The organism is Streptomyces hebeiensis, assembly GCF_052983195.1.
Genome location: NZ_CM129812.1, coordinates 4,886,080 through 4,907,894, shown reverse-complemented (window position 1 = coordinate 4,907,894; position 21,815 = coordinate 4,886,080). Strand labels below are relative to the sequence as shown.

At 72.3% G+C, this 21,815-nt stretch carries 21 protein-coding genes; 14 read left to right on the top strand and 7 right to left on the bottom strand.

The annotated features are described in order from the left end of the window. Nucleotides 1-370 precede the first annotated feature (370 nt). From ACU6P3_RS21130 to ACU6P3_RS21120, 3 genes are all read right to left on the bottom strand, one after another. Nucleotides 371-1,936 carry a hypothetical protein gene (locus tag ACU6P3_RS21130; protein WP_447193642.1) on the bottom strand — a complete coding sequence of 522 codons (1,566 nt, stop codon included), beginning with the start codon at nt 1,934-1,936 and terminating at the stop codon, nt 371-373. Further along, complete coding sequence (locus ACU6P3_RS21125) at nt 1,936-2,838, bottom strand: RNA polymerase sigma factor (protein WP_447197998.1); 903 nt, start codon at nt 2,836-2,838, stop codon at nt 1,936-1,938. Before ACU6P3_RS21125 ends, ACU6P3_RS21130 begins: the two co-directional genes overlap by 1 nt. A 257-nt stretch (nt 2,839-3,095) precedes the next feature. Beyond that, a complete protein-coding gene (locus ACU6P3_RS21120; protein ID WP_447193641.1) occupies nt 3,096-4,052 on the bottom strand; it encodes a helix-turn-helix transcriptional regulator in 957 nt (318 codons plus the stop codon). A gap of 287 nt (nt 4,053-4,339) precedes the next feature. On the opposite strand from ACU6P3_RS21120, the gene ACU6P3_RS21115 reads away from it, so the two are divergent. Then, entirely contained in the window at nt 4,340-5,185 is an 846-nt protein-coding gene (locus tag ACU6P3_RS21115; protein ID WP_447193640.1) for an oxidoreductase, read from the top strand. Between the two features lie 230 nt (nt 5,186-5,415). Next, nucleotides 5,416-6,216 carry an SDR family NAD(P)-dependent oxidoreductase gene (locus tag ACU6P3_RS21110; RefSeq protein ID WP_447193639.1) on the top strand — a complete coding sequence of 267 codons (801 nt, stop codon included), beginning with the start codon at nt 5,416-5,418 and terminating at the stop codon, nt 6,214-6,216. A 62-nt stretch (nt 6,217-6,278) separates the two neighbouring features. On the opposite strand, the gene ACU6P3_RS21105 is transcribed toward ACU6P3_RS21110, so the two are convergent. The 3 genes from ACU6P3_RS21105 to ACU6P3_RS21095 all read right to left on the bottom strand — a co-directional run bounded on the left by ACU6P3_RS21105 (nt 6,279) and on the right by ACU6P3_RS21095 (nt 10,576). Continuing rightward, nucleotides 6,279-7,784 (bottom strand): AAA family ATPase, encoded by a 1,506-nt coding sequence (locus ACU6P3_RS21105; protein WP_344272403.1) that lies wholly within the window; start codon nt 7,782-7,784, stop codon nt 6,279-6,281. A 193-nt stretch (nt 7,785-7,977) separates the two neighbouring features. Then, entirely contained in the window at nt 7,978-8,658 is a 681-nt protein-coding gene (locus ACU6P3_RS21100; RefSeq protein ID WP_447193638.1) for a hypothetical protein, read from the bottom strand. Between the two features lie 313 nt (nt 8,659-8,971). Beyond that, a complete protein-coding gene (locus ACU6P3_RS21095; RefSeq protein ID WP_447197997.1) occupies nt 8,972-10,576 on the bottom strand; it encodes a beta-N-acetylhexosaminidase in 1,605 nt (534 codons plus the stop codon). 529 nt (nt 10,577-11,105) lie between these two features. Here ACU6P3_RS21095 and ACU6P3_RS21090 point away from each other — a divergent pair. The 11 genes from ACU6P3_RS21090 (at nt 11,106) to ACU6P3_RS21040 (ending at nt 19,236) form a co-directional block, all read left to right on the top strand. Beyond that, nucleotides 11,106-11,771, top strand: coding sequence for a 2-oxo-4-hydroxy-4-carboxy-5-ureidoimidazoline decarboxylase (locus ACU6P3_RS21090; RefSeq protein ID WP_447193637.1), 666 nt, complete (start codon nt 11,106-11,108; stop codon nt 11,769-11,771). A 237-nt stretch (nt 11,772-12,008) separates the two neighbouring features. Further along, nucleotides 12,009-12,389, top strand: coding sequence for a succinate dehydrogenase, cytochrome b556 subunit (sdhC, locus tag ACU6P3_RS21085; protein ID WP_078854503.1), 381 nt, complete (start codon nt 12,009-12,011; stop codon nt 12,387-12,389). 6 nt (nt 12,390-12,395) lie between these two features. After that, on the top strand, nt 12,396-12,911 hold the full coding sequence (locus ACU6P3_RS21080) for a succinate dehydrogenase hydrophobic membrane anchor subunit (protein WP_447193636.1): 516 nt from the start codon (nt 12,396-12,398) through the stop codon (nt 12,909-12,911). A 20-nt stretch (nt 12,912-12,931) separates the two neighbouring features. Continuing rightward, nucleotides 12,932-14,686: a succinate dehydrogenase flavoprotein subunit gene (sdhA, locus tag ACU6P3_RS21075; protein ID WP_344272417.1), complete on the top strand. Its 1,755-nt coding sequence runs from the start codon at nt 12,932-12,934 to the stop codon at nt 14,684-14,686. After that, nucleotides 14,686-15,450, top strand: coding sequence for a succinate dehydrogenase iron-sulfur subunit (locus ACU6P3_RS21070; protein ID WP_030747107.1), 765 nt, complete (start codon nt 14,686-14,688; stop codon nt 15,448-15,450). The genes sdhA and ACU6P3_RS21070 overlap by 1 nt, the downstream gene beginning before the upstream one ends. A gap of 186 nt (nt 15,451-15,636) precedes the next feature. Further along, on the top strand, nt 15,637-16,248 hold the full coding sequence (locus tag ACU6P3_RS21065; RefSeq protein WP_447193635.1) for a hypothetical protein: 612 nt from the start codon (nt 15,637-15,639) through the stop codon (nt 16,246-16,248). 209 nt (nt 16,249-16,457) lie between these two features. Continuing rightward, on the top strand, nt 16,458-16,913 hold the full coding sequence (locus ACU6P3_RS21060; RefSeq protein WP_447193634.1) for a carboxymuconolactone decarboxylase family protein: 456 nt from the start codon (nt 16,458-16,460) through the stop codon (nt 16,911-16,913). A gap of 255 nt (nt 16,914-17,168) precedes the next feature. Continuing rightward, nucleotides 17,169-17,609: a hypothetical protein gene (locus tag ACU6P3_RS21055; protein ID WP_352084224.1), complete on the top strand. Its 441-nt coding sequence runs from the start codon at nt 17,169-17,171 to the stop codon at nt 17,607-17,609. 102 nt (nt 17,610-17,711) lie between these two features. After that, nucleotides 17,712-18,203 (top strand): thiol-disulfide oxidoreductase DCC family protein, encoded by a 492-nt coding sequence (locus ACU6P3_RS21050; protein WP_447197996.1) that lies wholly within the window; start codon nt 17,712-17,714, stop codon nt 18,201-18,203. Between the two features lie 161 nt (nt 18,204-18,364). Next, complete coding sequence (locus ACU6P3_RS21045; protein ID WP_447197995.1) at nt 18,365-19,096, top strand: TetR/AcrR family transcriptional regulator; 732 nt, start codon at nt 18,365-18,367, stop codon at nt 19,094-19,096. Then, complete coding sequence (locus ACU6P3_RS21040) at nt 19,093-19,236, top strand: hypothetical protein (protein ID WP_447193633.1); 144 nt, start codon at nt 19,093-19,095, stop codon at nt 19,234-19,236. Before ACU6P3_RS21045 ends, ACU6P3_RS21040 begins: the two co-directional genes overlap by 4 nt. 159 nt (nt 19,237-19,395) lie before the next feature. On the opposite strand, the gene ACU6P3_RS21035 is transcribed toward ACU6P3_RS21040, so the two are convergent. Then, on the bottom strand, nt 19,396-20,292 hold the full coding sequence (locus ACU6P3_RS21035) for a DMT family transporter (RefSeq protein ID WP_447193632.1): 897 nt from the start codon (nt 20,290-20,292) through the stop codon (nt 19,396-19,398). On the opposite strand from ACU6P3_RS21035, the gene ACU6P3_RS21030 reads away from it, so the two are divergent. Then, nucleotides 20,291-21,766 (top strand): aminotransferase-like domain-containing protein, encoded by a 1,476-nt coding sequence (locus ACU6P3_RS21030; RefSeq protein ID WP_447193631.1) that lies wholly within the window; start codon nt 20,291-20,293, stop codon nt 21,764-21,766. The two genes, ACU6P3_RS21035 and ACU6P3_RS21030, sit on opposite strands and share 2 nt — an antisense overlap. The last annotated feature ends 49 nt before the right edge of the window (nt 21,767-21,815 follow it).

Here is a 21,815-nt window from a genome sequence, read left to right as displayed (position 1 = left end):
GGTGCGTGTGATCGCAAGGCGGTCAGAAGTCCATGTAGCGGAGCTACCTGGGCTTTTGGCCAACGCGGCGAGCGCGCGTGCCGGGCGTCGCGACGGGGCAAACGTTGCCGGGAGGGGCACTAGCGGGCGAAAGAGGGGGCAGCCAGAAGGAGAAGAAGGACGAGGGGAAGAAGGAAGAGAGGGCGCGGGCGGGACCGGGGGAACGTGTCCCGCCCGCGCCAATGCGCCGAGCCGTAGGTACGGGGGGAACCCCCGGCTCTGTGCGCTGCCGATGACCAGTCGGCACTCAGTACTGCGCCGTGGCCGGAAAAAATGTCACACCTCGCCGGTCGGCAGGAGAAAACAGCAGGTCAGCGCCGTTCAGGTGCGGCTACGAGGATGACGTCACGGACGGGGCCGGGACCGGGGCCAGGGCCGGGGAGCCGTGCCGGTCGGCGTCGTCGCGCGCACTGTCGTCGCTCGCGCCGTCGTCACCGCCGGGGTGACTCTTGGCCTTGTCCTTGCCGCTGCCTGTGTCCTTGCCGCTGTCCGTGCCGTCGTTCTCGGGCCCGTCCCCCTGGCCGTTGTCGGTACCGGGCGACGTGGGGGAGGTCGTGGGCCCCGGCCCGCCGGACTCGTCCGGCCGCGGTTCGTACGGCAGGGACGGCGTGCCGGGGGCGGCCGGGCCGGGCGTGCCGCTCGGGTCGTTCAGCCGGCCGCCCTCGCCCCGCAAGGTGTGGCCGTCGGCGCCGTCCAGCAGCTTGTCGCAGAACCGCGCCGCACCGGCCGGGCCGTCGGCCGCCGACTCCAGTGCGCGCTCGCGCTCCGCGTCGATGGCACCGCTGACGTAGGCGCGGCAGGCCCGGACCGTCTCGCTGTACCACTGTCCGCTCGTGGGGTCGGACGGCGAACCGCTCCAGTCGCTGTGCGCTCCGGCCGGCCCTATCGCCTCGTTCCCGTGCGCACCGTCCCGGGCGTCACGCCCGTCGTCGCCGTTCCCGTCCGGGGAAGCGGGGGAAGCGGACGAGGCGCCCGGCGAGGGGCCGGCGGACCGGCCGGGGGTGCCGTCCGGCGGTGCCGGCGATTCCGCCCCGAGCCCGGAGGACTCGGACACGTACGGTCTCGGGGAGGCCTTCGTCGACACCGAGTTCCCGGGCAGCGGCGACTGTTCGCCGCTGACCAGGGAGGGCAGCGCACCCGCGCCCGCCATCACCGCCATACCGCCCAGCGCGCAGCCGGCCACCGCCGCCGCGAGCCCCCTGCGCACCGGCCGGTCGGACGGCGCCGGCCGAACGGACGCGTCCCGGCCGGTCCGTGCGCGCCGTCCGGTCCCGGGCGCGAGGACGAGCCGGAGCGTGCCGAGCGGCTTTCCGCCGCCCCCGCCGCTCCCGGCGGCCGTCGCCCTGTCCGCGTACCCGTCCGCGTACCCGTCCGCGTCCCCGGCCTCGGCGCGTCCCGCGCGAACCGCGTGGCCCGCGTGCCCCTCGTGCACCGCGGCCTCCGTACCGCGGACGCCCTCGGTGTCGGCGGCCTGCCCGACCGTGCCCACGGCACCGACCGCGCCGATCGCACCGGCCGCACCCGCGGGCAGCCCCGGCGTCGTGCGCGCCCAGTGCTTCCTGTCCGCGCGCGCCGTCGTCTCGTCGTACGCCCTCGCCTCGTACGCCCTCGCCCCGGGCACCCGCGCCTCGGACGCCGCCGCGTACGTGCCATCGCCGTACGCTCGGCCGGCCGTCCTCCGTGCCCGCCGGAACGCCGCGACGGCCGCCGCCTCGCCCGGTAGTTCCCGGTTGTTCGCGTATGTGATGTCCGCGTCGGCGGCGAGTTCCCGCAGGGCGGCGTCGAGCCGTACCGTACGGCCACGCGTCCGGTCGTCCCCGGCCGGCGCCACGGGCTCGCCGCGCAGGAGGCGATCCGCCGCGTCCTTGTCGAGCCACGCGTCATGCTCCTCGGCCATCACATGTCCTTCTGCGCCCGCGCGCGCGAATGCGTCACACCCGCCGGCACCGGCACCGTCGCACTCGGCAGGGCGCCTCGCGGTGCCGGTACGGCATCGAGACCCGCGCCTCCGGCCGGTGCGTAATCGACCGGCGCGCGCCCGGCGGCGCGGGGCACGGACCGCCGGCGGGCCCCGGCCCGTTCACGAACGCCATCCGGGCCCTCCGGCCCCTCCGGGGCCGCCGGACCGCGGCCTTCCGGCCGCCGTCCCTCGTCCCCGTCGCCCGTACCGTCCCCCTCGCTCGTACCGTCCTCGCCGCCGAGGCCACCAGGACCGCCCGGGCCGTCCGTTTCCTCCGCGCTCTCCGTGTTCTCCGCGTCGAGCAGCTCCGCCAGCCGCTTCAGCCCCCGGTGCGCGGCCGTCCGTACCGCGCCCGGCCGCTTGCCCAGCGTCCTGGCCGCGCTCTTCGCGTCCAGCCCGACCACCACCCGCAGTACGACCGCCTCGGCCTGGTCCCGGGGCAGCCGGGCGATCAGCCGCATCGTCCGGCCGGTGGCGAGCGCTTCGATGGCCTCGTCCGCGGTGTCGGACGGCGCGGGCTTCCCGGTCAGCTCCGTCTCGTCCGCGCCCACGGCGGGGCGCCTGCCGCGCATCCTCATGTGGTCGAGCGCCCGGTTACGGGCTATCCGCGCGGCCCAGCCCCGGAAGCGGTCCGCGTCCCCGCTGAACCGGTCGAGGTCCCGGGCGATCTGCAGCCAGGTCTCGGACGCCACGTCCTCGGCGTCCGGCTCGCCGACGAGCGTCCGTAGATAGCCGAGCAGCCGCGGGTGCACGGCGCGGTACACAGTACGGAAGGCGTCCTCGTCCCCGTCCTGTGCCGCGAGCACCGCGGCGGTCAGCTCCGCGTCGTCCCCCAGCACTCCCACAACCCGTTCTGACATCGCGGCCGGTCCACACCACGCCACCCCACACGCATGTGCACGCTACGGCCTTCGCGCCCCCTCGTCCACAACTTGTACAACATGCAACGACTTACCGACGATATGCGGTGTGACAGAAAACGCAGCCGCGACGCTGTGAGAAGTACGGAGCCGTCACGCGGCTCCGCGGACGGCGACCGGGGCCTCTCCTGTGGGGGGTGGCGGCCCCGGTCGCCCTCCCCGCCCACTCGCGCACATCAGTCCGTCGCCGGGCGGGGCGGGACGCCGCGGCGGGCCTGCGCGTGGCGGGGGTCCTGTTCGCCCGTCCCGTGCCGTCGCGGCTGCGCGGTGTCCTTGCCGGAGACGGCGGGGTGCGGGGCGGACCGGGCGTACCAGCTGGCGAGGATGCGCAGTTTTTCGAGGTCGCCGTCGGTCTTGCCGGCGTAGACGAAGAGGATCTGGTCGGGGTCGCCCGGCAGGGAGAGGGCTTCGTAGGTGATGTCGAGGCGGCCGACGACGGGGTGGTTGAACCGTTTGGTGCCCCAGGTGCGTTCGACGACGGTCCGCTCGGCCCACCAGGTGCGGAACTCGGGCGACATCGAGCGCAGCTCGGCCACGAATTCGGCGATCTGCGGGTCGTCGGGGTTGCGGCCGGCCTCGGCGCGCAGCACGCCGACGACCTCGGAGGTGACCTGCGCCCAGTCGAGGTACAGGGAGCGGGCGGCGGGGTCGAGGAGCATCCAGCGCAGCAGGTTGCGCTCGTCGGCCGGGCGGTGGTTGAACGGGGTGAACAGCGCGTCGAGGAGGTCGTTGGAGGCCAGGATCTCGTTGCGGCGGCCCAGGACGAAGGCGGGCTGGTCGTGCAGCCCGTTCAGCATGCGCAGCAGATCGGGCCGCACCTGCTGGGGCGGCGCCTGTTCCTTTCCGCGGCGGGGCTGGGGGCGCAGCAGGTCGCGCAGGTACTGGGTCTCGGCCTGGGTGAGCCGCAGCGCCTCGGCGATGGAGAGGATGACGCCCTCGGAGGCACTGGTGAGCCGTCCCTGCTCCAGGCGGGTGTAGTAGTCCACGCTGACCCCTGCCAGCTGCGCGACCTCTTCGCGGCGCAGGCCGGGTACCCGCCGGCCCGGGTAGTTCGCCAGGCCGACCTGGGAGGGGCGGACCGCGTCACGCCGGGTGCGCAGGAACTTCTTGATCTCCTCGGCATTGTTCGCCATGGAGACCAGTGTTGCCCGGCCCGCAGCGGGGATCCACCGGCGTGGGGGGGAAGGTCTTTCCCCGGCAGCAATGCCCCCCGTTCACCGCTTGGCCTGCTGCTTTGCGGCGTGCGTGAATGGTGGGGCGGCCATCGCAGCTACCTGGAAAGGGTCTGCGGCCCGCCTGCCGTGTGTGTCGCACCGGCTGGGGCGGGCGCCGCTTCATCCCGTACACAGCACCCCCTGTCCGCGTCACCCGTTGTGACCGTCGTGGGAGGGGTGCGCCCGTTCCGAGGGAGATCCGCATCGTGACTGCTTCGCAGAAGGTCTGGTTCATCACCGGCTGCTCGACCGGCTTCGGCCGCGCCCTGGCCCAGGAGGTGCTTGCCGCCGGCCACCAGGCGGTCGTCACCGCCCGCGACGTCGCTCAGGTCAAGGACCTTGTCGAGGGCACCGATCAGGCGCTCGCCCTGCCCCTCGACGTCACCGACGCCGCGCAGGTCACGGAGGCCGCCGAGAAGCACTTCGGCGGCATCGATGTACTGGTCAACAACGCCGGCATCGGCTACTTCGCCGCCGTGGAGGAGAGCACCGACGAGGAGATCCGCCGGATCTTCGACATCAACGTCTTCGGTCTGTCCGACGTCATCCGTGCCGTCCTGCCGGGCATGCGCGCGCGCCGCTCGGGAACGATCGTGAACTTCTCCTCCATCGGAGGGCTGCGCGCCTTCCCGGCCGTCGGCTACTACGCCGCCACCAAGTTCGCCGTCGAGGGCCTGACCGACGCCCTGCGCCAGGAGGTCGCCCCGCTGGGCATCACCACGCTGCTCGTCGAGCCCGGCCCCTTCCGCACCGACTGGGCCGGCCGGTCCGCCAATGAGACGCTGCCCGAGCGGGAGATCGCCGACTACGCCGACACGGTCGGCGCGCAGCGTGCCGCGTTCCGCGCGGACACCGGCAAGGAGCCCGGCGACCCCCACGCCGCCGCCCGGGCGATCATCACCGCCCTCGCCGACGACACCCACCCGCAGCGCCTGCTGCTGGGTGCCCCGGCGTACAGCATGGCGATCGAGCAGCTGGAGTCGATGCTCGCCGAGATCCGCGCGAACGAGGCGCTGACCCTGTCGGCCGACTTCGATGCTCCGGCCGCCTGACCTCGCGCCAGGATCCGCCGGCCGGTGACGACGCCGTGCTCCGGCCTGTCACCGGCCGGCGGCGCCCGGGCAGCCGCGCCGCCTGCCCCGTACCCCGCGCGGAAGCGGAACCGATGAGATCCGCGTCGGGGGTGCCGGCGGCGTCCACAGCGCCACCAAGTTCCGCGTCCGCCGCGGTCGGCCACCGGCGGCACCGTACCTCCACCCCCACACGGAACGGAGTACCTCTCATGATCAGCACCGCCTCCCACCGCCCGCTCGCCCTGGTGACCGGGGCCTCCGCGGGCATCGGCTACGAACTCGCGAAGCTGTTCGCCATCAACGGCTTCGACCTGATCGCCACCGGCCGCGGTGAGCACACCGACCAGGCGGCGGCCGACCTCGCGCGGCACGGTGTCGACGTCACTCCCGTGCGCGCGGATCTCTCCCTGAGCGAGGGCGTCGAGACGGTGTGGCGGGCGGTGGAGGAGACCGGTCGGCCGCTCGACTCCGCGGTCCTCAACGCCGGCCGCAGCATCGGCGGTGCCTTCCTCGACACCGACCTCGACGACGAGCTCTCGCTGATTCAGCTGAACGTGGCCTCCGTCGTCCACCTGGCCAAGCACGTCGCCCGGCACATGGCCGGCAACGGCCGGGGCCGCGTCCTGATCACGTCCTCGCTGTCGGCGACCCTGCCCACCCCCTACGAGACCGTGTACGGGCCTTCCCGCGCCTTTACCCGCATGTTCGCTCTCGGGCTGCGCGAGGAACTGAAGGAGCACGGTGTCACCGTCACCTGCCTCATGCCCGGCGCCACCGACAGCGACTTCCACGCCAGAGCCGGCATGAACAACACCGCCTTCGGTCCCGGCATGAAGAAGAACAGCCGCAAGGACGTCGCCCGCCAGGGCTTCCTCGCCCTGATGGACGGACGCGCCCAGGTCGTCGGAGGCGATGCCGCCACCAAGCGCACCGCCCTCGAGCACCGCTTCCTGCCCGAGACCTACAAGGCCGCCCGCCACGCCACCAAGGCCAAACCCCGCTCCCACTGAGCACACGCCCACCACCCCGCGGCCCGGGACCGTCTCGACTCCCAAGGCCGGCGCGAGGGGTGTCAGCCGCCGTAGAGGGCGGGCAGATCGACCAGGAGGAGGTCGTCCCGGCGGTCGGCCAAGTCGACCAGGTCGGGGTAGAAGCCGTGCAGGGAGTACAGGGCCAGAATCGTGGCAGCGGTGTCGTACCCCTGGTCCGCGAGCAGGGCACGGATACGTTCCAGACGCTCCAGGTCACCGGTCCCCCGGCGGGCGGCGGTCGCCTTGGCCTCGCCCAGCAGCGCGATCTTCACCCGGGGGGCCTGGGGGCGCTCACCGGCGGCCAGGGCGATCACGTCGACCTCGTGCTTCGTCCGGGCGGCCTGGTCGGCCACCTCGGTGGTACCGACCGGGCCGGGCAATCCCCCCGGCAACAGAGTGTGGGCGTAGCGGCGGGTGAATTCGCGGGCCAGGTCCTCGAAGTGCGGCCCGAGAACCTTGGAGTTGAAGGTCGGAGCGGCCTGCTGCCACACCTGCTCGGCGAACCCCTGCTCCACGGCGGCGGCCTGCGGGAGGGTGATGAGCTGGTTGAAGCGGATGACGGGGTCGGCGAGCGTGATGACGGGATGCCGGGAGCGGAGGATGTCCTGTTCCCGCCGGATGTAGCCGGTGGATTCCAGCACTCCGAGCGGGTGGGCGACGGCGTTGCGTGGGCGCTCCAGGGCGGCACCGACCTTGCTGGGGGTGGTGGCGCCTCGCGCGATCGCGGTGAGGATGTCGTAGTACAGCGTGTGCTGCGTGATCCTCGGGTCTTCGCGCAGCAGGTACTCGGTCTCGGTACGCGAGTACACCGCCCGACCCGGGTCGAGCAGCGTCCGGGTCAGCCATGCCTCGAAGCCGTCGTCCGGATGCGGACGACCCGCCACCGGCCGATAGCCAGGCGCTCCGCCCAGGACCGCGTGCACCTTCAGCGCGGTCAGCGGGTCGGCGATCTTCCAGAAGTCCCGGCTGTTCCGGTAGTCGAAGGCACCCAGTCGTAGATCGACCACGGCACGTCCCCGTAGCGGCTTCGTCCCCGAGAGCAGTTCGTGCATGACGCTCATCGCCGAGCCGCACAGAATCAGCCGCGGTCCCGGTCCGGCGCCGGACCGGGAGCCGCGCTGGCGCTCGTCGTAGAGCTGTTGCAGCAGACCCGGAATCTCGGGCGAGTGCTGGAGCAGGTACGGCAACTCGTCGATCACCAGGAGCGGGTGGGACGAACGGGCGGTCACGTCAAGGGCGTTGGACAGGACGTCACGCCAGTCCGTCAGGCGCAGACTGCCCGGCCGCAGGCCGGCGTGGGCAGCGACCGCGTCACTGAACCGCTGGATCGCGGGCAGCCGCCCCTCCTCCCGGACCGCCGTGACGTAGAGGCCGCCGACCTGCTCGGACAGGGCCTGCAAAAGGTACGACTTCCCGTGCCGCCGCCGCCCCGACACGATGCCGAGCCGCATCGCCGGATCCCGATCGGTCAGGAACTCCGCGAGCAGATCCCACTCCCGGTCCCGGTCGACCACGTCGCCGGGTTTAGCCGGCAGGCTTCTCTTCACTCGGCGCTCCCACCACCTCGACTGCGACGAAACCCGTCTAAGTGTACTTCGACGGAACTCGCCGCTACTGAGTTCACCCGGTGGCTGTTTCTTCGCGCCCCGCCGACCGGAATACCCGGCCGCCCGGCCGTCGTGCCGCCCCGGGCCGCGCCGCCCCGGCACCGGCCCCAGGTGGTCTCCGCCGTACCTCGCGTCAGCTCCGCGCCCGTGCCCGGCGGGAGACCACAGCCCGCAGCACGCGCTGCCCCTCGGTGGACACGTCCATGGCGCGGCGCACCCCGGGGGCTCCCGCCGTCTCGGCCAGGATCTCCAGGACCTTGACCTGGCGGCGCAGTTCGCCGGCGACCAGCGGGCCGATCCCGTCCGTACCCGCCGCTCCGTCCTCCGCGTCCGCCACGACGACGGTGTCCTCCCGGCAGCGCGCCAGCCGCTCCGCCGCGCCCGCGCTCCCGCCGTCACCGACCGCGTCCAGCCGCTGGTGGAGCTCCAGGGACATGACGGAGCAGGTGTCGGCCCAGGTGCGCAGCGGCTCCGCCGCCCAGTCCGACGGCGCCGATCCGAGCATCGTCCGTACGAGGACGGCCATGAGGCCCACGTCCGCGGAACCCGGATCCGCCGTGGCCGCCGCGCCCGCGTCCGCCGTCCCCGCACCGCCGTCCACCGGGTCGCCCACGCCCAGCTCGTCCAGTGCCTCCCTGGACTCCACCAGCCGCGCCCGCCAGTCCTGCTCCCCGTCCACCACGCCCGTCCACAACGGCCGCAGGACATCGGTCTCCTCGGCGGAGAGCAACGGCAGACAGCGATCGAGGCAGGCCAGACCGCTCGCGGCCAGACCACGCTCATCCGCTTGTGCGATCAGCTTCACCAGACTCATGGACGACGTCTCCCGTCACTGTCACGAACGCGGCAGCGGTCAGCACGGACGTGCCGACGGCCCTCCGGACGGAGTGGCCTCGGCACCGAGCACCCGCTGAGCACGCACTGCCCCCTACTGCGCCGCACGGACGGAATTCGTCACTCCGAAAAGCGCCCGCTGATCCCGGAAAGGCGCTGTACACCCGGAATTCGCCCGCAGCACACCGCCCGCCCGGCTCCGCCGCGGGCCCGTGGTCCGGGCAGGGCCGGCGGGGTCCGGGCAGACGGGCGGCCCCGGCCCCGCCCGCCCGGGCCAGGACCCCGCCCCGCGTTCAGCCGGCCACCTTCACCGCCAGCGCCTTGAACGACGTCCAGCTCTGCGTCGGCTTCCGCGCGTCCCACAGCTTCTGGGACGTCGCGGCCAGCGGCAGCCGGATGCCCGCGGCCACCTGGTCCTGCGTCTGCGCGTTCGGGAAGTCGCCCCAGATCGCGAAGACCCCGCCGGCGATCTGCTTCGAGTACTTCGCGGGCACGGGGCTCGTCCCGCGCAGCACCAGCGGCGTCCACTGCTCGTAGATCCGCTGCCCGGTGGGGTAGGTGAAGTTGTTCGGCTGGCCGAGCACGTAGTAGAGGTACTCGTCGTTGTAGTTCACGACGGTGCGCCCCTGGCTCAGATACGCCACCGGCTCCCGGGCCCCGATCTCCTTGCCGGTCCAGTACGCCACCTGGAGGTTCGGGTCGGCCTTCACGATGCCGTCCTTGTAGATGCCATCGTTCCAGACGCGCAGTTCCCGGCCGTACGGGCGCATCGTCGCGGCCCGGTCGTTCGTCCAGCCGGTCGTCAGGTCCGCGACCGTGGCGCCGGATCCGTACCTCTTGACCGCCGCCCGCGCGAGGTTCGGGTACGTCGCCTCGGGGTTCGAGGCCATCAGCGCCTGGTACTCGTCCGCGCCGAGGTGCCAGTACGGCCCAGGGAACAGCCCCGCGTACTCGCGCAGCAGGTCGTCGATCAGCTGGGCGGACGCCGGCTGGGAGATGTCGATGGCGCCCTTCGCGATCGCGCCGTTCGCCTTCCGCAGCTTGAGCGAGGGGTTCGGGGCGAGGACGGCACCGAGGTGGCCCGGGTTGTCGATCTCCGGGACGACGTTGATGTGCAGTCGCTTCGCCAGTGCCAGGATCTCCCGGACCTGCGCCTTGGTGAGGTGCTGGGCGGAGACGATCTCGGGGTGGCTGGTGGACTCGATGCGGAAGCCCTGGTCGTCGGAGAAGTGCAGGCCCAGCTGGTTGAGCTTGAGGTCGGCCATCTCGCGCAGCCGGTCCTCCAGCCAGCCCTGGGTGTAGAACTTGCGTGCGATGTCGACCATCAGTCCGCGCTGGGCGCGCGCGGGGGCGTCCTTGACGACGCCCTCGGGCATCACCCCGTCCGCCCGTATCGCCTGCTTGAGCGTGCGGGTGCCGTAGAAGACGCCCGCCTCGTCGGCCCCGGTGATCCGCACCTGGCCGCCGCTGACGTCCATGGTGTACGACTCGGCGCCGCCGCCCCCGCTCGCCAGGGCGAGCTCCACGTCGCCGGCGCCCGCCGCGGCCGTGCCGCGATAGGGGATCTTCAGCTCCTGGGCGATCAGTCTGCCCTCGTCGGCGAGGCCCCGGCCCGCGTCGCCGCCGGCTATGACGACCCCGGTGCTGTTCCCCGCCGGCCGCCAGCCGGGGCCGCGGGCCGCCTCGTGGGTCTGTACGGCGGGCACCGTGCGCGGCGCGGTCGAGAGCGCGTACGAACGGGTCGGCGAGGGTGACGCGACCGACGTCTTCGCCGCGGACGGGGAGCGGTTGTCCTGGGACGGGTCGCCGCCCCCGGAACCGCAGGCGGTGAGGGCCAGGGCGGCAGTCACCGCGAGGACCGCCTCGGCGGCCCTGGTACTGCCCCGGGATGTACGTATCACTTGAGCAACCTCCTCCGTGCGGCGGAGCGCGGCCGTACGCGGGGCACGACGGAACCGGGCAGGCCCCGAGGTCCCCGCGGGCCCCGGACCCCGGCAGACCCCGGACCCCGGCAGGACCCGGACGCCCGCAGGACCCGGACGCCCGCAGGGCCCGTGAGCCGCGTGTCCCGCCCACTGTTGTCCGTGGACCGCCGCCGCTTCCGGCGACCGCTGCCACTTCCGGCGGCAGCCGCCACGCGTACTTAGGGTGAAGGTCGCACGCCCGCGTCCACCACGCGTGGCGAAACCCCACCGTTCGGGTGAAATTCGCGCATCCGTCGGACCCGCCTTCCGGGCCCGTCGATAGCGTTACGGCGCATCCACCGCTTCCCTCTCACCCGCATCCGCCGTCCCCGCGCATCTACCGCCGATCTTTCACCGCGCCTGTTGTCGATCTTTGACTCTCGCACACACAACCTCCACGCCCCACAGGCCGTCTCCACTCGAGTCAGCCCACCGCCGTCCCGTCGTGTTCGAGGAGCCCACGGTGTCCCGCGCACCCCATGCCGGCCGTCCGCACAGCCGTCCGAGCGACCCCGCGTCGAGCGGACGTTCGAACGACCCCTGCGATCCGCGCGCCTGCGACCCACACGCCGGTGCCCCGCACCCGCACGGCCCGCACGCCTGCGGCCTGGACCTCTTCAACACGGCCCCGCACGCCGCCGTCGAAGCCGCGCTGCTCACCTGCTGCGGCAGCCGCCGCTGGGCCCGGCGGGTCGCCGACCACCGCCCGTACCCCGGCCTGGACGCCCTGCTCGCCGCCGCCGACGAGGCCAGCTACGACCTCTCGCCCGCCGAGATCTCCGACGCCCTCGCCGGAGAGCCGTCCCCGGTCGCGCCGGCCGGCGCCCCGCCCGCCGCACGCACGGCCCTGACCGCCGCGCACGCCGCGTACGAGAGCAGCTTCGGCCACGCCTTCGTGATCAGCCTCGACGGCCGCCGCCCCGAGGAGTACCTGGACCACGTCCTCGCGGGCATCCGCGCCCGGCTCTCCCACGACCCCGACCACGAACGGGCCGTCGCCGCCGACGAACTCCGCCGGGTCGCCCGCGCCCGCATCGTGCACCTGCTCTCGCACCCCCAGGGGCACAGAGCGGCCAAGAAGCCAACCAAAACGAGGAAACCAGCCAGAAATCCGGCTAAAAACGCCTGAAACAAACCAGCCACGGCGGAGCTGGGCATTCCACCCGCCCGAGTAGCCCGTCCGTGGCCGTATGACTGCCTGTTCGATCACACCGGAGGCCCCCCGGCGCGAGGAGCCGCCACGTCGTCGCTACGATGTCCAGGGCCGGTGGACCGTACCCGGCCGGGCGCGACCGACACCACTGTGCTTTGTTGAGTAGAAGATGGCGGCCGGCTCCCCTAGATCCCGCTCCCGGAGGGTATTTCCGTGCCGGCTGGAACGCTGTACCGCGGCCGGGAAGGAATGTGGTCCTGGGTGGCTCACCGAGTCACCGGCGTCCTCATTTTCTTCTTCCTGTTCGTCCACGTGCTGGACACCGCTCTCGTCCGTGTCTCTCCCGAGGCCTATGACGACGTCGTGGCCACCTACAAGACACCGGTCGTCGCGCTGCTGGAGTACGGCCTCGTGGCCGCCATCCTCTTCCACGCGCTCAACGGCCTCCGCGTCATCGCGGTGGACTTCTGGTCCAAGGGCCCCCGCTACCAGAAGCAGATGCTCTGGGGCGCCGTGGGCGTCTGGATCGTCCTCATGGTGGGCGCCCTCTACCCCGTGCTCGGCCATGCCGTACGCGACGTATTCGGGAGCTGAGTCCGCATGTCTGCCAACAACACCGTCGCCGACAACTCCGCAGGGACCGCCGGGTCCGGCGGGTCCGCGGTCGGCACCGTCGAGGGCGTGAGCCCGTACGACGTGGACAACCCGGCGCCCGTCATCGAGCCGCCCCGCAAGCGGACCGCCAAGACGCCCAAGTCCACCCGCGGCAACTTCGAGATGGCCGCGTGGCTGTTCATGCGGCTCTCCGGCGTCGTCCTGGTCGTCCTCGTCATCGGCCACCTGCTCATCCAGCTGGTGCTGGACGGCGGCGTGTCCAAGATCGGCTTCGCCTTCGTGGCCGGCCGCTGGGCCTCCCCGTTCTGGCAGGTCTGGGACCTGCTGATGCTGTGGCTGGCGATGCTGCACGGGGCCAACGGCCTCCGCACGATCATCAATGACTACGCGGAGCGCCCGAACACGCGCCTGTGGCTCAAGGGCCTGCTGTACACCGCCACGGTGTTCACCATCCTTCTCGGCTCGCTGGTGATCTTCACCTTCGACCCGAACATCCGCTAAAGCCGGGGCTGACGAGACTGATGAAGATCCACAAGTACGACACCGTCATCGTCGGCGCCGGCGGCGCCGGCATGCGCGCGGCCATCGAGGCGACCAAGCGCAGCCGTACCGCCGTGCTGACGAAGCTCTACCCCACCCGGTCCCACACGGGCGCCGCGCAGGGCGGCATGGCCGCCGCGCTCGCGAACGTGGAGGAGGACAACTGGGAGTGGCACACCTTCGACACGGTCAAGGGCGGTGACTACCTGGTCGACCAGGACGCCGCCGAGATCCTGGCGAAGGAGGCCATCGACGCGGTCCTCGACCTGGAGAAGATGGGCCTGCCGTTCAACCGGACCCCGAACGGCACCATCGACCAGCGCCGCTTCGGCGGCCACTCCCGCAACCACGGCGAGGCGCCGGTCCGCCGGTCCTGCTACGCCGCGGACCGCACGGGCCACATGATCCTCCAGACGCTGTACCAGAACTGCGTCAAGGAGGGCGTGGAGTTCTTCAACGAGTTCTACGTCCTGGACCAGCTGATCACCGAGGTCGACGGCGTCAAGAAGTCGGCCGGCGTGGTCGCCTACGAGCTGGCCACCGGCGAGATCCACATCTTCCAGGCGAAGGCCGTGATCTACGCGTCCGGCGGCACCGGCAAGTTCTTCAAGGTGACCTCCAACGCCCACACCCTGACCGGTGACGGCCAGGCCGCCTGCTACCGGCGCGGCCTGCCGCTGGAGGACATGGAGTTCTTCCAGTTCCACCCGACGGGCATCTGGCGCATGGGCATCCTGCTCACGGAGGGCGCCCGCGGCGAGGGCGGCATCCTGCGCAACAAGGACGGCGAGCGCTTCATGGAGAAGTACGCGCCCGTCATGAAGGACCTCGCCTCGCGCGACGTCGTCTCCCGCTCCATCTACACGGAGATCCGCGAAGGCCGCGGCTGCGGCCCCGAGGGCGACCACGTCTACCTGGACCTCACCCACCTGCCGCCGGAGCAGCTGGACGCCAAGCTGCCCGACATCACCGAGTTCGCGCGGACCTATCTGGGCATCGAGCCGTACACGGACCCGATCCCGATCCAGCCGACCGCGCACTACGCGATGGGCGGCATCCCGACCAACGTGGAGGGCGAGGTCCTCGCCGACAACACGACGGTCGTCCCGGGCCTGTACGCGGCGGGCGAGGTCGCCTGCGTCTCCGTGCACGGCGCCAACCGGCTGGGCACCAACTCGCTGCTCGACATCAACGTCTTCGGCCGCCGCTCCGGCATCGCCGCCGCCGAGTACGCCGCGAAGAACGACTTCGTCGAGCTCCCCGAGAACCCGGCCGAGCTGGTCGAGGCCCAGGTCGAGCGGTTGCGCGCGGCCACGGGCAAGGAGCGCGTGGCGACGCTGCGCCAGGAGCTCCAGGAGACCATGGACGCCAACGTGATGGTGTTCCGTACGGAGCAGACGATCAAGACAGCCGTCGAGAAGATCGGCGAGCTGCGCGAGCGCTACCTGAACGTGTCCATCCAGGACAAGGGCAAGCGGTTCAACACGGACCTGCTGGAGGCCGTCGAGCTGGGCAACCTGCTCGACCTGGCCGAGGTCATGGCCGTCTCCGCACTGGCCCGCAAGGAGTCCCGCGGCGGTCACTACCGCGAGGACTTCCCCAACCGCGACGACGTGAACTTCATGCGCCACACCATGGCGTACCGCGAGGTCGGCGACGACGGCAACGAGTCCATCCGTCTCGACTACAAGCCGGTCGTCCAGACCCGCTACCAGCCGATGGAGCGTAAGTACTGATGGCTACCCCGACCATGGACAAGGCCGAGGCGGAGGCCGCTGCCGCCGCCTCCCCGTACATCACGGTCACCTTCCGGATCCGCCGCTTCAACCCCGAGGTCTCCGACGAGGTCCAGTGGCAGGACTTCCCGATCGAGATCGACCCCAAGGAGCGCGTGCTCGACGGCCTCCACAAGATCAAGTGGGACGTCGACGGGTCGCTCACCTTCCGGCGCTCCTGCGCGCACGGCATCTGCGGCTCGGACGCCATGCGCATCAACGGCCGCAACCGGCTGGCGTGCAAGACCCTGATCAAGGACATCAACCCCGAGAAGCCCATCACGGTCGAGCCCATCAAGGGGCTCACGGTCCTCAAGGACCTGGTCGTGGACATGGAGCCGTTCTTCCAGGCGTACCGGGACGTGATGCCGTTCCTGGTCACCAGCGGCAACGAGCCGACGCGCGAGCGCCTGCAGAGCGCCGAGGACCGCGAGCGGTTCGACGACACCACCAAGTGCATCCTGTGCGCCGCGTGCACGTCGTCCTGCCCGGTGTTCTGGAACGACGGCCAGTACTTCGGCCCGGCCGCGATCGTGAACGCCCACCGCTTCATCTTCGACTCGCGCGACGAGGCCGGGGAGCAGCGGCTGGAGATCCTCAACGACAAGGACGGCGTGTGGCGTTGCCGTACGACGTTCAACTGCACGGACGCCTGCCCGCGCGGTATCGAGGTCACGAAGGCGATCCAGGAAGTCAAGCGCGCGCTCATCACGCGCCGCTTCTGACGTCACGGGCCCGCCGGGTCACCCGCGTGACCCGGCGCTGTCCGTGGGGCCCGCTTCCGTACGGCGTGGATTGTGTGAACGCCCGTACAGAAGCGGGCCCTTCGTATGCCAGGATCGACGCATACGTCACGAGCCCTGTTCAGCCGGTGAACCGGCGGGCGGGGCAGCTGGGAAGCGGGGAGAGACATGAGCGAGCCGAATCCGAACGCGGACGGGGAGTACAAGTGGGGACCGCCGCAGCCGCCGGGCGGCTCGCCGGTGCCTCCCCCGCCGTCCGGCCCTCCCACGCCCGGGGCGCCGGAGTACGACTTCCCCAACCCCACCGTGGTCGACGGCGGCCAGTTCGGCGCGACGCAGGGGTACGGCTACCCGCAGCCGGGCACGCCGGGATACGGCTACCCGCAGTCGACCGCCCCGGTCCCCGTGCCGATCGGCGGCCCCATGGGCGGCGGGGCACCGCTGCTGTCGATCGGTGACATCACGGTCGTGAACGACTCGATCGTCACGCCCTCGGGCACGCTCCCGCTGCGGGGCGCCGTGTGGAACGCGACGGACATGTCGCGCACGGAGGAGAAGATCCCGACGCACGCCATCGTCCTGGCCGTCGTCTTCTTCTTGTTCTGCCTGTTGGGCCTGCTCTTCCTGCTGATGAAGGAGAAGACCACGACCGGCTTCATCCAGGTCACGGTCACCAGCGGCGGCAAGCACCACGCGACGATGGTCCCGGCGACCCACCCGGGGGCGTTCCAGATGGTGATGGGGCAGATCTCCCACGCCCGCTCGCTGAGCAGCATGTGACACCGAGCAGCTGACGGCCGAGCAGCATGTGACGCCGAGCAGCATGTGACGGCGTGTGACGGCGTGTGGCGGTACGGGGGCCGGGGTTCACCCGGCCCGGGCCCGTGGGATGTCACATCTCCTCGTCGGGATCCGTCGCAACGGTGACGGGATGAACGGAGCATCGGCCACCGACGGCCGCTGACCGCCCGCTGACCGAGGAGACCGTGATGGAAGCCCGGATGAAAAACCCCGCCAAGGTCCTTCCCGACGCCGTGCCGCCCGTACTCGCCCTGCTCAAGGTCGCGCGGGAGGGCGGTGTACCGGAGGCGACGCTGGAGTTGGTCCACCTGCGGGCCAGCCAGATCAACGGGTGCGGCTACTGCGTGGACAGCGGCGTACGCGGCGCCAAGAAGAACGGCGAGACCGACGAGCGGCTGCACGCGGTGGCCGCCTGGCGGGAGGCGCCGTACTTCACCGAGGCGGAGCGTGCCGCGCTGGCCCTGTCCGAGGCCGCCACCCGGCTCTCGGACCGCCCGGACCCGGTGCCGGACGAGATCTGGAACGAGGCCGCGGCACACTTCGACGAGAAGCAGCTCGCGTCGCTGCTCCTGATGATCGGTGCGACGAACCTGTTCAACCGGCTCAACGTGGCGACCAAGCAGCCGGCGGGCGCCGGCTGGTGACCGGCCGCCGGGGGCGGGCGGCGCGGCGACCCGCCGCCGCCCGCCCCCGGCGCCGCTGCCCCACCGCCCCTGCCCGCCCTGCCCGCCCTGCCGGTTCTCCCGGCCTTTCCCGGGCCTCCCCGACATGCCGTCATCGGCAACCGGCCTCTCCCACACCTCACTTGAACACGTTCAAAAACAGGTCTACAGTCTACGACATCAGCTTTTGAACGTGTTCAAAGGTGCGTTCAGAGGCGCGTTCGAAGGAGTGTGGGGATGGACCTCACTGTTGTCGCGTATGTGGCCTACCTGTTGATCAGCGTGACGCTGACCGTGTGGGTGGCCCGGACCCTGAGCAAGAACGGGCGCGTGTTCCTGTCCGACGTGCTCCAGGGGAACGAGAAGCTCGCGGACGCCGTCAACCACCTGCTGGTGGTGGGCTTCTACCTCGTGAACCTCGGATTCGTGGCGCTCTACCTGAAGAACTCCGACGGCGTCGCCGACGCCCGCGAGCTGGTCGAGGCGATCTCCGTGAAGGTCGGCGTCGTCCTGCTGGTGCTCGGGGTGATGCACCTCGGCAACGTCTACGTCCTCAACAAGTTCCGGCGCCGGGGGATCATGGAGCGCGAGCAGCAGCCGCCGGTGCCGCCGCAGGGCTGGACGGCGACCGCGGACAAGAGCGCGGGCCCGTTCGGCACCCCGGCGACCGGAGTGTGAGCGGCCATGACCGATCCGACGCCGGTACGAGCGTGGGCCCGGACCGATCCGACGCCCGTACCGGGCCCCCGGCCGGGACCCGCGCGCATCCCGGTGGGCCTGATGCCCGCCGTACGGTACGGACACGACCCCGCGCCGGCCGCCCGTCGGCCCGCACGCTCCGGCTCCGGTAACCGCTCGCCGCACCGTCCGACGTACCGGCGGTCCGTACGACGGCTCACCGTGCTCTACGACGCCCAGTGCTCGCTCTGTGTCCACCTGCGGCACTGGCTCTCCCGCCAGCCCCAGCTCGTCCCGCTCGACCTGGTGCCCGCGGCCTCCCAGGAGGCGCGGCGGCGGTTCCCGGACCTCGATCACGGCGCCACCCTCGGCGAGATCACGGTCGTCGGTGACGGCGGCCAGGTCTACCGGTCCACGAACGCCTTCATCGTGTGCCTGTGGGCACTGGCCGAGCACCGGCCGAAGGCCAACTGGCTCGCGACTCCCGCCGGTGCGCCCTTCGCGCGGGTCACGATGCTGGCCGCCGCGAAGTACCGGGAGCTGACGGCGGTGCCCTGCCACGGAGCGTGCGAGGCTCCCGCGCCGGGAGATTAGGCTCAGGGACCGTGAAGGACGAGAACTCCGAGCCCCGGGTGACGGCGGCCGGCGCCGACGGGCCGCCTACCGCCGCCCCCTGGGGCCCAGCCGCCCCGGACTCGCCCGCGGCCCGGGAGGCCCGGGAGACCGGCAGGGGCCGGGGCTCCCGGGCCTCCCGGATGCCCAAGAGCGAGCAGACCCGCACGCTCATCCTGGAAACCGCGCTGCGCCTGTTCCAGGAGCGCGGTTACGACCGGACGACGATGCGGGCCATCGCACAGGAGGCCGGGGTCTCGGTCGGGAACGCGTACTACTACTTCTCGTCCAAGGAACACCTCGTCCAGGGCTTCTACGACCGGATCGGCACCGAGCACCGGGCGGCGGCCCGGGAGGTGCTGGAGCGGGAGACCGATCTGGGGGCGCGCATGGCGGGCGTGCTGACGATCTGGCTCGACGTCGCGGCGCCGTACCACGAGTTCGCCGCGCAGTTCTTCAAGAACGCGGCCGACCCCGACAGCCCGCTCAGCCCCTTCTCCCCCGAGTCGGAGGGGGCGCGAGAGGCGGCCGTCGCGCTCCAGCGGGAGGTGCTGGCCGGGTCCCGGGCGAAGGTTCCGGACGAACTGGCCGACGCCCTGCCCGAGTTGATGTGGCTGGCCCAGATGGGGCTCGTCCTGTACTGGGTCTTCGACCGCTCGGAGGGCAGCGAGCGCACCCGTCGGCTCGCGGAGCGCGGCTCGCGGCTGACCGCCCGGGGAGTGGCGCTCGCGCGCTTCCGGGCGCTGCGGCCGCTCGTACGCGAGGTGCACGAGCTGTTCGCGGAGTTCCTGCCGGGCATGGCGGAGGCGGCTGCTTCCCGGAAGGCGCCGGCCGCAGGAACGGCCGCGGCGCGGTCAAGAGGACGGCACACGTGACAGGACAGGACACCGTGGCGGGCCTGGTGGCCCGTCCGCTCGGCGCGGGGTGTGTCCCCGCCTGGCGAGAGCCGCGCGAAGAGGTCGAACGCGTCGACCGCACCGGCGACCACTCCGGCCCGCGATGTCACGGCTGCTGATGTCGGGCGACGAGGTGGCGGCGTACCTGCTCGTGACGGAGAGCGAGGCGGAGACGGCCGCGACGGGCCGCCGGTTCGTGACGTACGCGCGCGCCCTCCGCTGAGGCCGTACGCGCACGCTTCCGGCCGAGACGTACCCACGCGCCTCGCGCGTCTCGGTCAGCTTCGCGCGCGCTGGGTGACCGCGATGCAGCCGAGGACGATCAGGGCCGCGACAGGGGCGAGGGGTGAGAGCGGTTCCTCCAGCAGCAGGACCGACCACACGAGGGTGAGCAGCGGCTGGGCGAGCTGGATCTGGCTCGCCCTGGGCACCCCGATGGCGGCCATGCCGCGGTACCACGCGACGAACCCGCCGAACGAGGAGACGGCCGCCAGGTAGGCCATGCCGACGACCGCCCGGCCCGTCACGTGCACCGGCTCCTCGGGCAGGGCCAGCGCTGCGACCAGTGCGGACACCGGGAGAGCGGCGACCACTCCCCAGGCGATGACCTGCCAGCCGGGCATGTGGGAGGCGAGCCTGCCGCCCTGGGCGTATCCCGCGGCGCACACCAGCAGCGCGCCGAAGAGGTACACGTCCCCCAGGGCCGGCAGGCCGTGGCTCTGCTGGAGCGTGAAGGCGACCACGGTGAGGGCGCCGAAGCCGGCGGCCGCCCAGAACGCGCGCGACGGGCGTCGGCCGGTCAGGACGGACGAGACGGCGGCGGTGGCCAGCGGCAGGATGCCGATGACGACGGCGGAGTGCGCGCTGGTGGACGTCCGGAGGGCGAGCGCGGTCAGCAGCGGAAAGCCGATGGAGCAGCCGCCGGCCACCGTGAGCAGCCCCGGCCAGTGCTCCCGGCCGGGCAGCGGGACCCGGGCCCCGTACAGGCAGGCCGCCGCCAGCAGGCCCGCCAGCAGACCCCGCACGCCGGTCACCGTCCACGGGCCGAGTCCTTCCAGGGCCCATACGGTCGCCGGGAAGCTGAACGAGAAGCACACCACGCCGAGCGCGGCCAGGGGAGTACCGCTGCGGACCGCTATCGCGGAGGCGGGAGTAGCGCTATCTTGTACTGTCATGAATGACAGTAGCAGTGTGGCTCGCCTGACCGCGACCTTGCGAAAGGAGCTGGACCGCTACTCGGATGGTGAGAAGCTCCCGTCCAGCAGGGAGTTGGTGACGCGGTACCAGGTCAGCCCCGTGACGGTTTCCCGGGCCGTCGCCACCCTCGCCGCCGAGGGGCTCGTGGCCTCCCGCCCCGGCACCGGTGTCTTCAAGGCCACCGCCCGGCGCGTCGCGGGCGGTCTCGGCGACGTCTCCTGGCAGGAGGTGGCGCTGAGCGCGGACCCGCCGCACGCCGCCCTCGACACGGGCCCGCGCGGCGTGGACGCCGCCGGGGTGCTGGCCACCCTCGCCGCCCTGCCGCCCGAGGTCATCGACCTCAACGGCGGCTACCTGCACGCGTCGATCCGGCCGGAACGCGCCCTGGCCGGCGCCCTGGCCCGGGCCGGCCGCAGGCCCGGCACCTGGTCCCGGCCCCCGGCGGAGGGCCTGGCCGAGCTACGGGACTGGTTCGCCCGCGACATCGGCGGGCCGGCCGGCTCGCTCGACGCCTCGGACGTCCTGATCACCGCTGGCGGCCAGAGCGCGCTCACCACCGCCCTGCGGGCCGTGGCCTCGCCCGGCTCCCCCGTCCTGGTCGAGTCACCCACGTATCCCGGCGTACTCGCCGTGGCCCGCGCCGCCGGACTGCGGCCCGTCCCCGTACCGGTCGACGCGGACGGCGTACGCACCGACCTGCTGGCCGAGGCGTTCGAGGCCACCCGGGCCCGGGTGTTCGTCTGCCAGCCGCTGTTCCTCAACCCCACCGGCGCCATCCTGTCCCCGCCGCGGCGCACCGCCGTGCTCGACATCGCCCGGGCGGCGGGCGCCTTCGTCGTCGAGGACGACTTCGCCCGCCACTTGGTGCACGCGGACTCCCCGCCCCTGCCGCTCCCGCTGGCCGCCGACGATCCGCACGGCGTCGTCGTCCATGTGCGCTCGCTGACCAAAGCGGCATCCCCCAGCCTGCGGATCGCGGCCCTGACCGCCCGTGGTCCGGTGCAGGGGCGGCTGCGCGCGATCCAGGCCGTCGACAGTTTCTTCGTCCCCCGCCCGCTCCAGGAGACCGCCCTCGAACTGGTCGGCTCCCCCGCCTGGGCCCGTCACCTGCGGGCGCTCGCCGGCACGCTGCACGAGCGCCGGACCACCCTGCTCACCGCGTTGGGCGGTGCCCTGCCCGCCCTCCTGCCGCCCCGGCCGCCCCGCGGCGGATGCCACCTGTGGCTGCGGCTGCCCGACGGCACCGACGAGCGCGCCGTCACCACGACCGCCCTGCGCCACGGCGTGGCGGTCACCGCCGGCGGCCCCTACTTCACCGCCGAAGCGCCCGCCCCCCACCTGCGGCTGAGCTACATCAGCACGCCGGGCACCACTCAGCTGGCGGAAGGGGTGATGCGGCTCCGCCGGGCTCTCGCCGAGCGCGGCGCGCCGCCGGCGGCCCTTCAGCGGTGACGGCGCCCAGAGCCCGGCCGGCGCCCACGGCCGCCGGATGCCCGTCCCG

Bases quoted from the DNA above. Each gene is read 5' to 3' on its own strand.
- ACU6P3_RS21100 (WP_447193638.1), bottom strand. From the start codon at position 8,658: ATGAGTCTGGTGAAGCTGATCGCACAAGCGGATGAGCGTGGTCTGGCC.
- ACU6P3_RS21110 (WP_447193639.1), top strand. From the start codon at position 5,416: ATGATCAGCACCGCCTCCCACCGCCCGCTCGCCCTGGTGACCGGGGCC.
- ACU6P3_RS21120 (WP_447193641.1), bottom strand. From the start codon at position 4,052: ATGGCGAACAATGCCGAGGAGATCAAGAAGTTCCTGCGCACCCGGCGT.
- ACU6P3_RS21060 (WP_447193634.1), top strand. From the start codon at position 16,458: ATGGAAGCCCGGATGAAAAACCCCGCCAAGGTCCTTCCCGACGCCGTG.
- ACU6P3_RS21070 (WP_030747107.1), top strand. From the start codon at position 14,686: ATGGCTACCCCGACCATGGACAAGGCCGAGGCGGAGGCCGCTGCCGCC.
- ACU6P3_RS21065 (WP_447193635.1), top strand. From the start codon at position 15,637: ATGAGCGAGCCGAATCCGAACGCGGACGGGGAGTACAAGTGGGGACCG.
- ACU6P3_RS21030 (WP_447193631.1), top strand. From the start codon at position 20,291: ATGAATGACAGTAGCAGTGTGGCTCGCCTGACCGCGACCTTGCGAAAG.
- ACU6P3_RS21055 (WP_352084224.1), top strand. From the start codon at position 17,169: ATGGACCTCACTGTTGTCGCGTATGTGGCCTACCTGTTGATCAGCGTG.
- ACU6P3_RS21035 (WP_447193632.1), bottom strand. From the start codon at position 20,292: ATGACAGTACAAGATAGCGCTACTCCCGCCTCCGCGATAGCGGTCCGC.
- ACU6P3_RS21045 (WP_447197995.1), top strand. From the start codon at position 18,365: ATGCCCAAGAGCGAGCAGACCCGCACGCTCATCCTGGAAACCGCGCTG.
- ACU6P3_RS21130 (WP_447193642.1), bottom strand. From the start codon at position 1,936: ATGGCCGAGGAGCATGACGCGTGGCTCGACAAGGACGCGGCGGATCGC.
- sdhA (WP_344272417.1), top strand. From the start codon at position 12,932: ATGAAGATCCACAAGTACGACACCGTCATCGTCGGCGCCGGCGGCGCC.
- ACU6P3_RS21080 (WP_447193636.1), top strand. From the start codon at position 12,396: ATGTCTGCCAACAACACCGTCGCCGACAACTCCGCAGGGACCGCCGGG.
- ACU6P3_RS21050 (WP_447197996.1), top strand. From the start codon at position 17,712: ATGCCCGCCGTACGGTACGGACACGACCCCGCGCCGGCCGCCCGTCGG.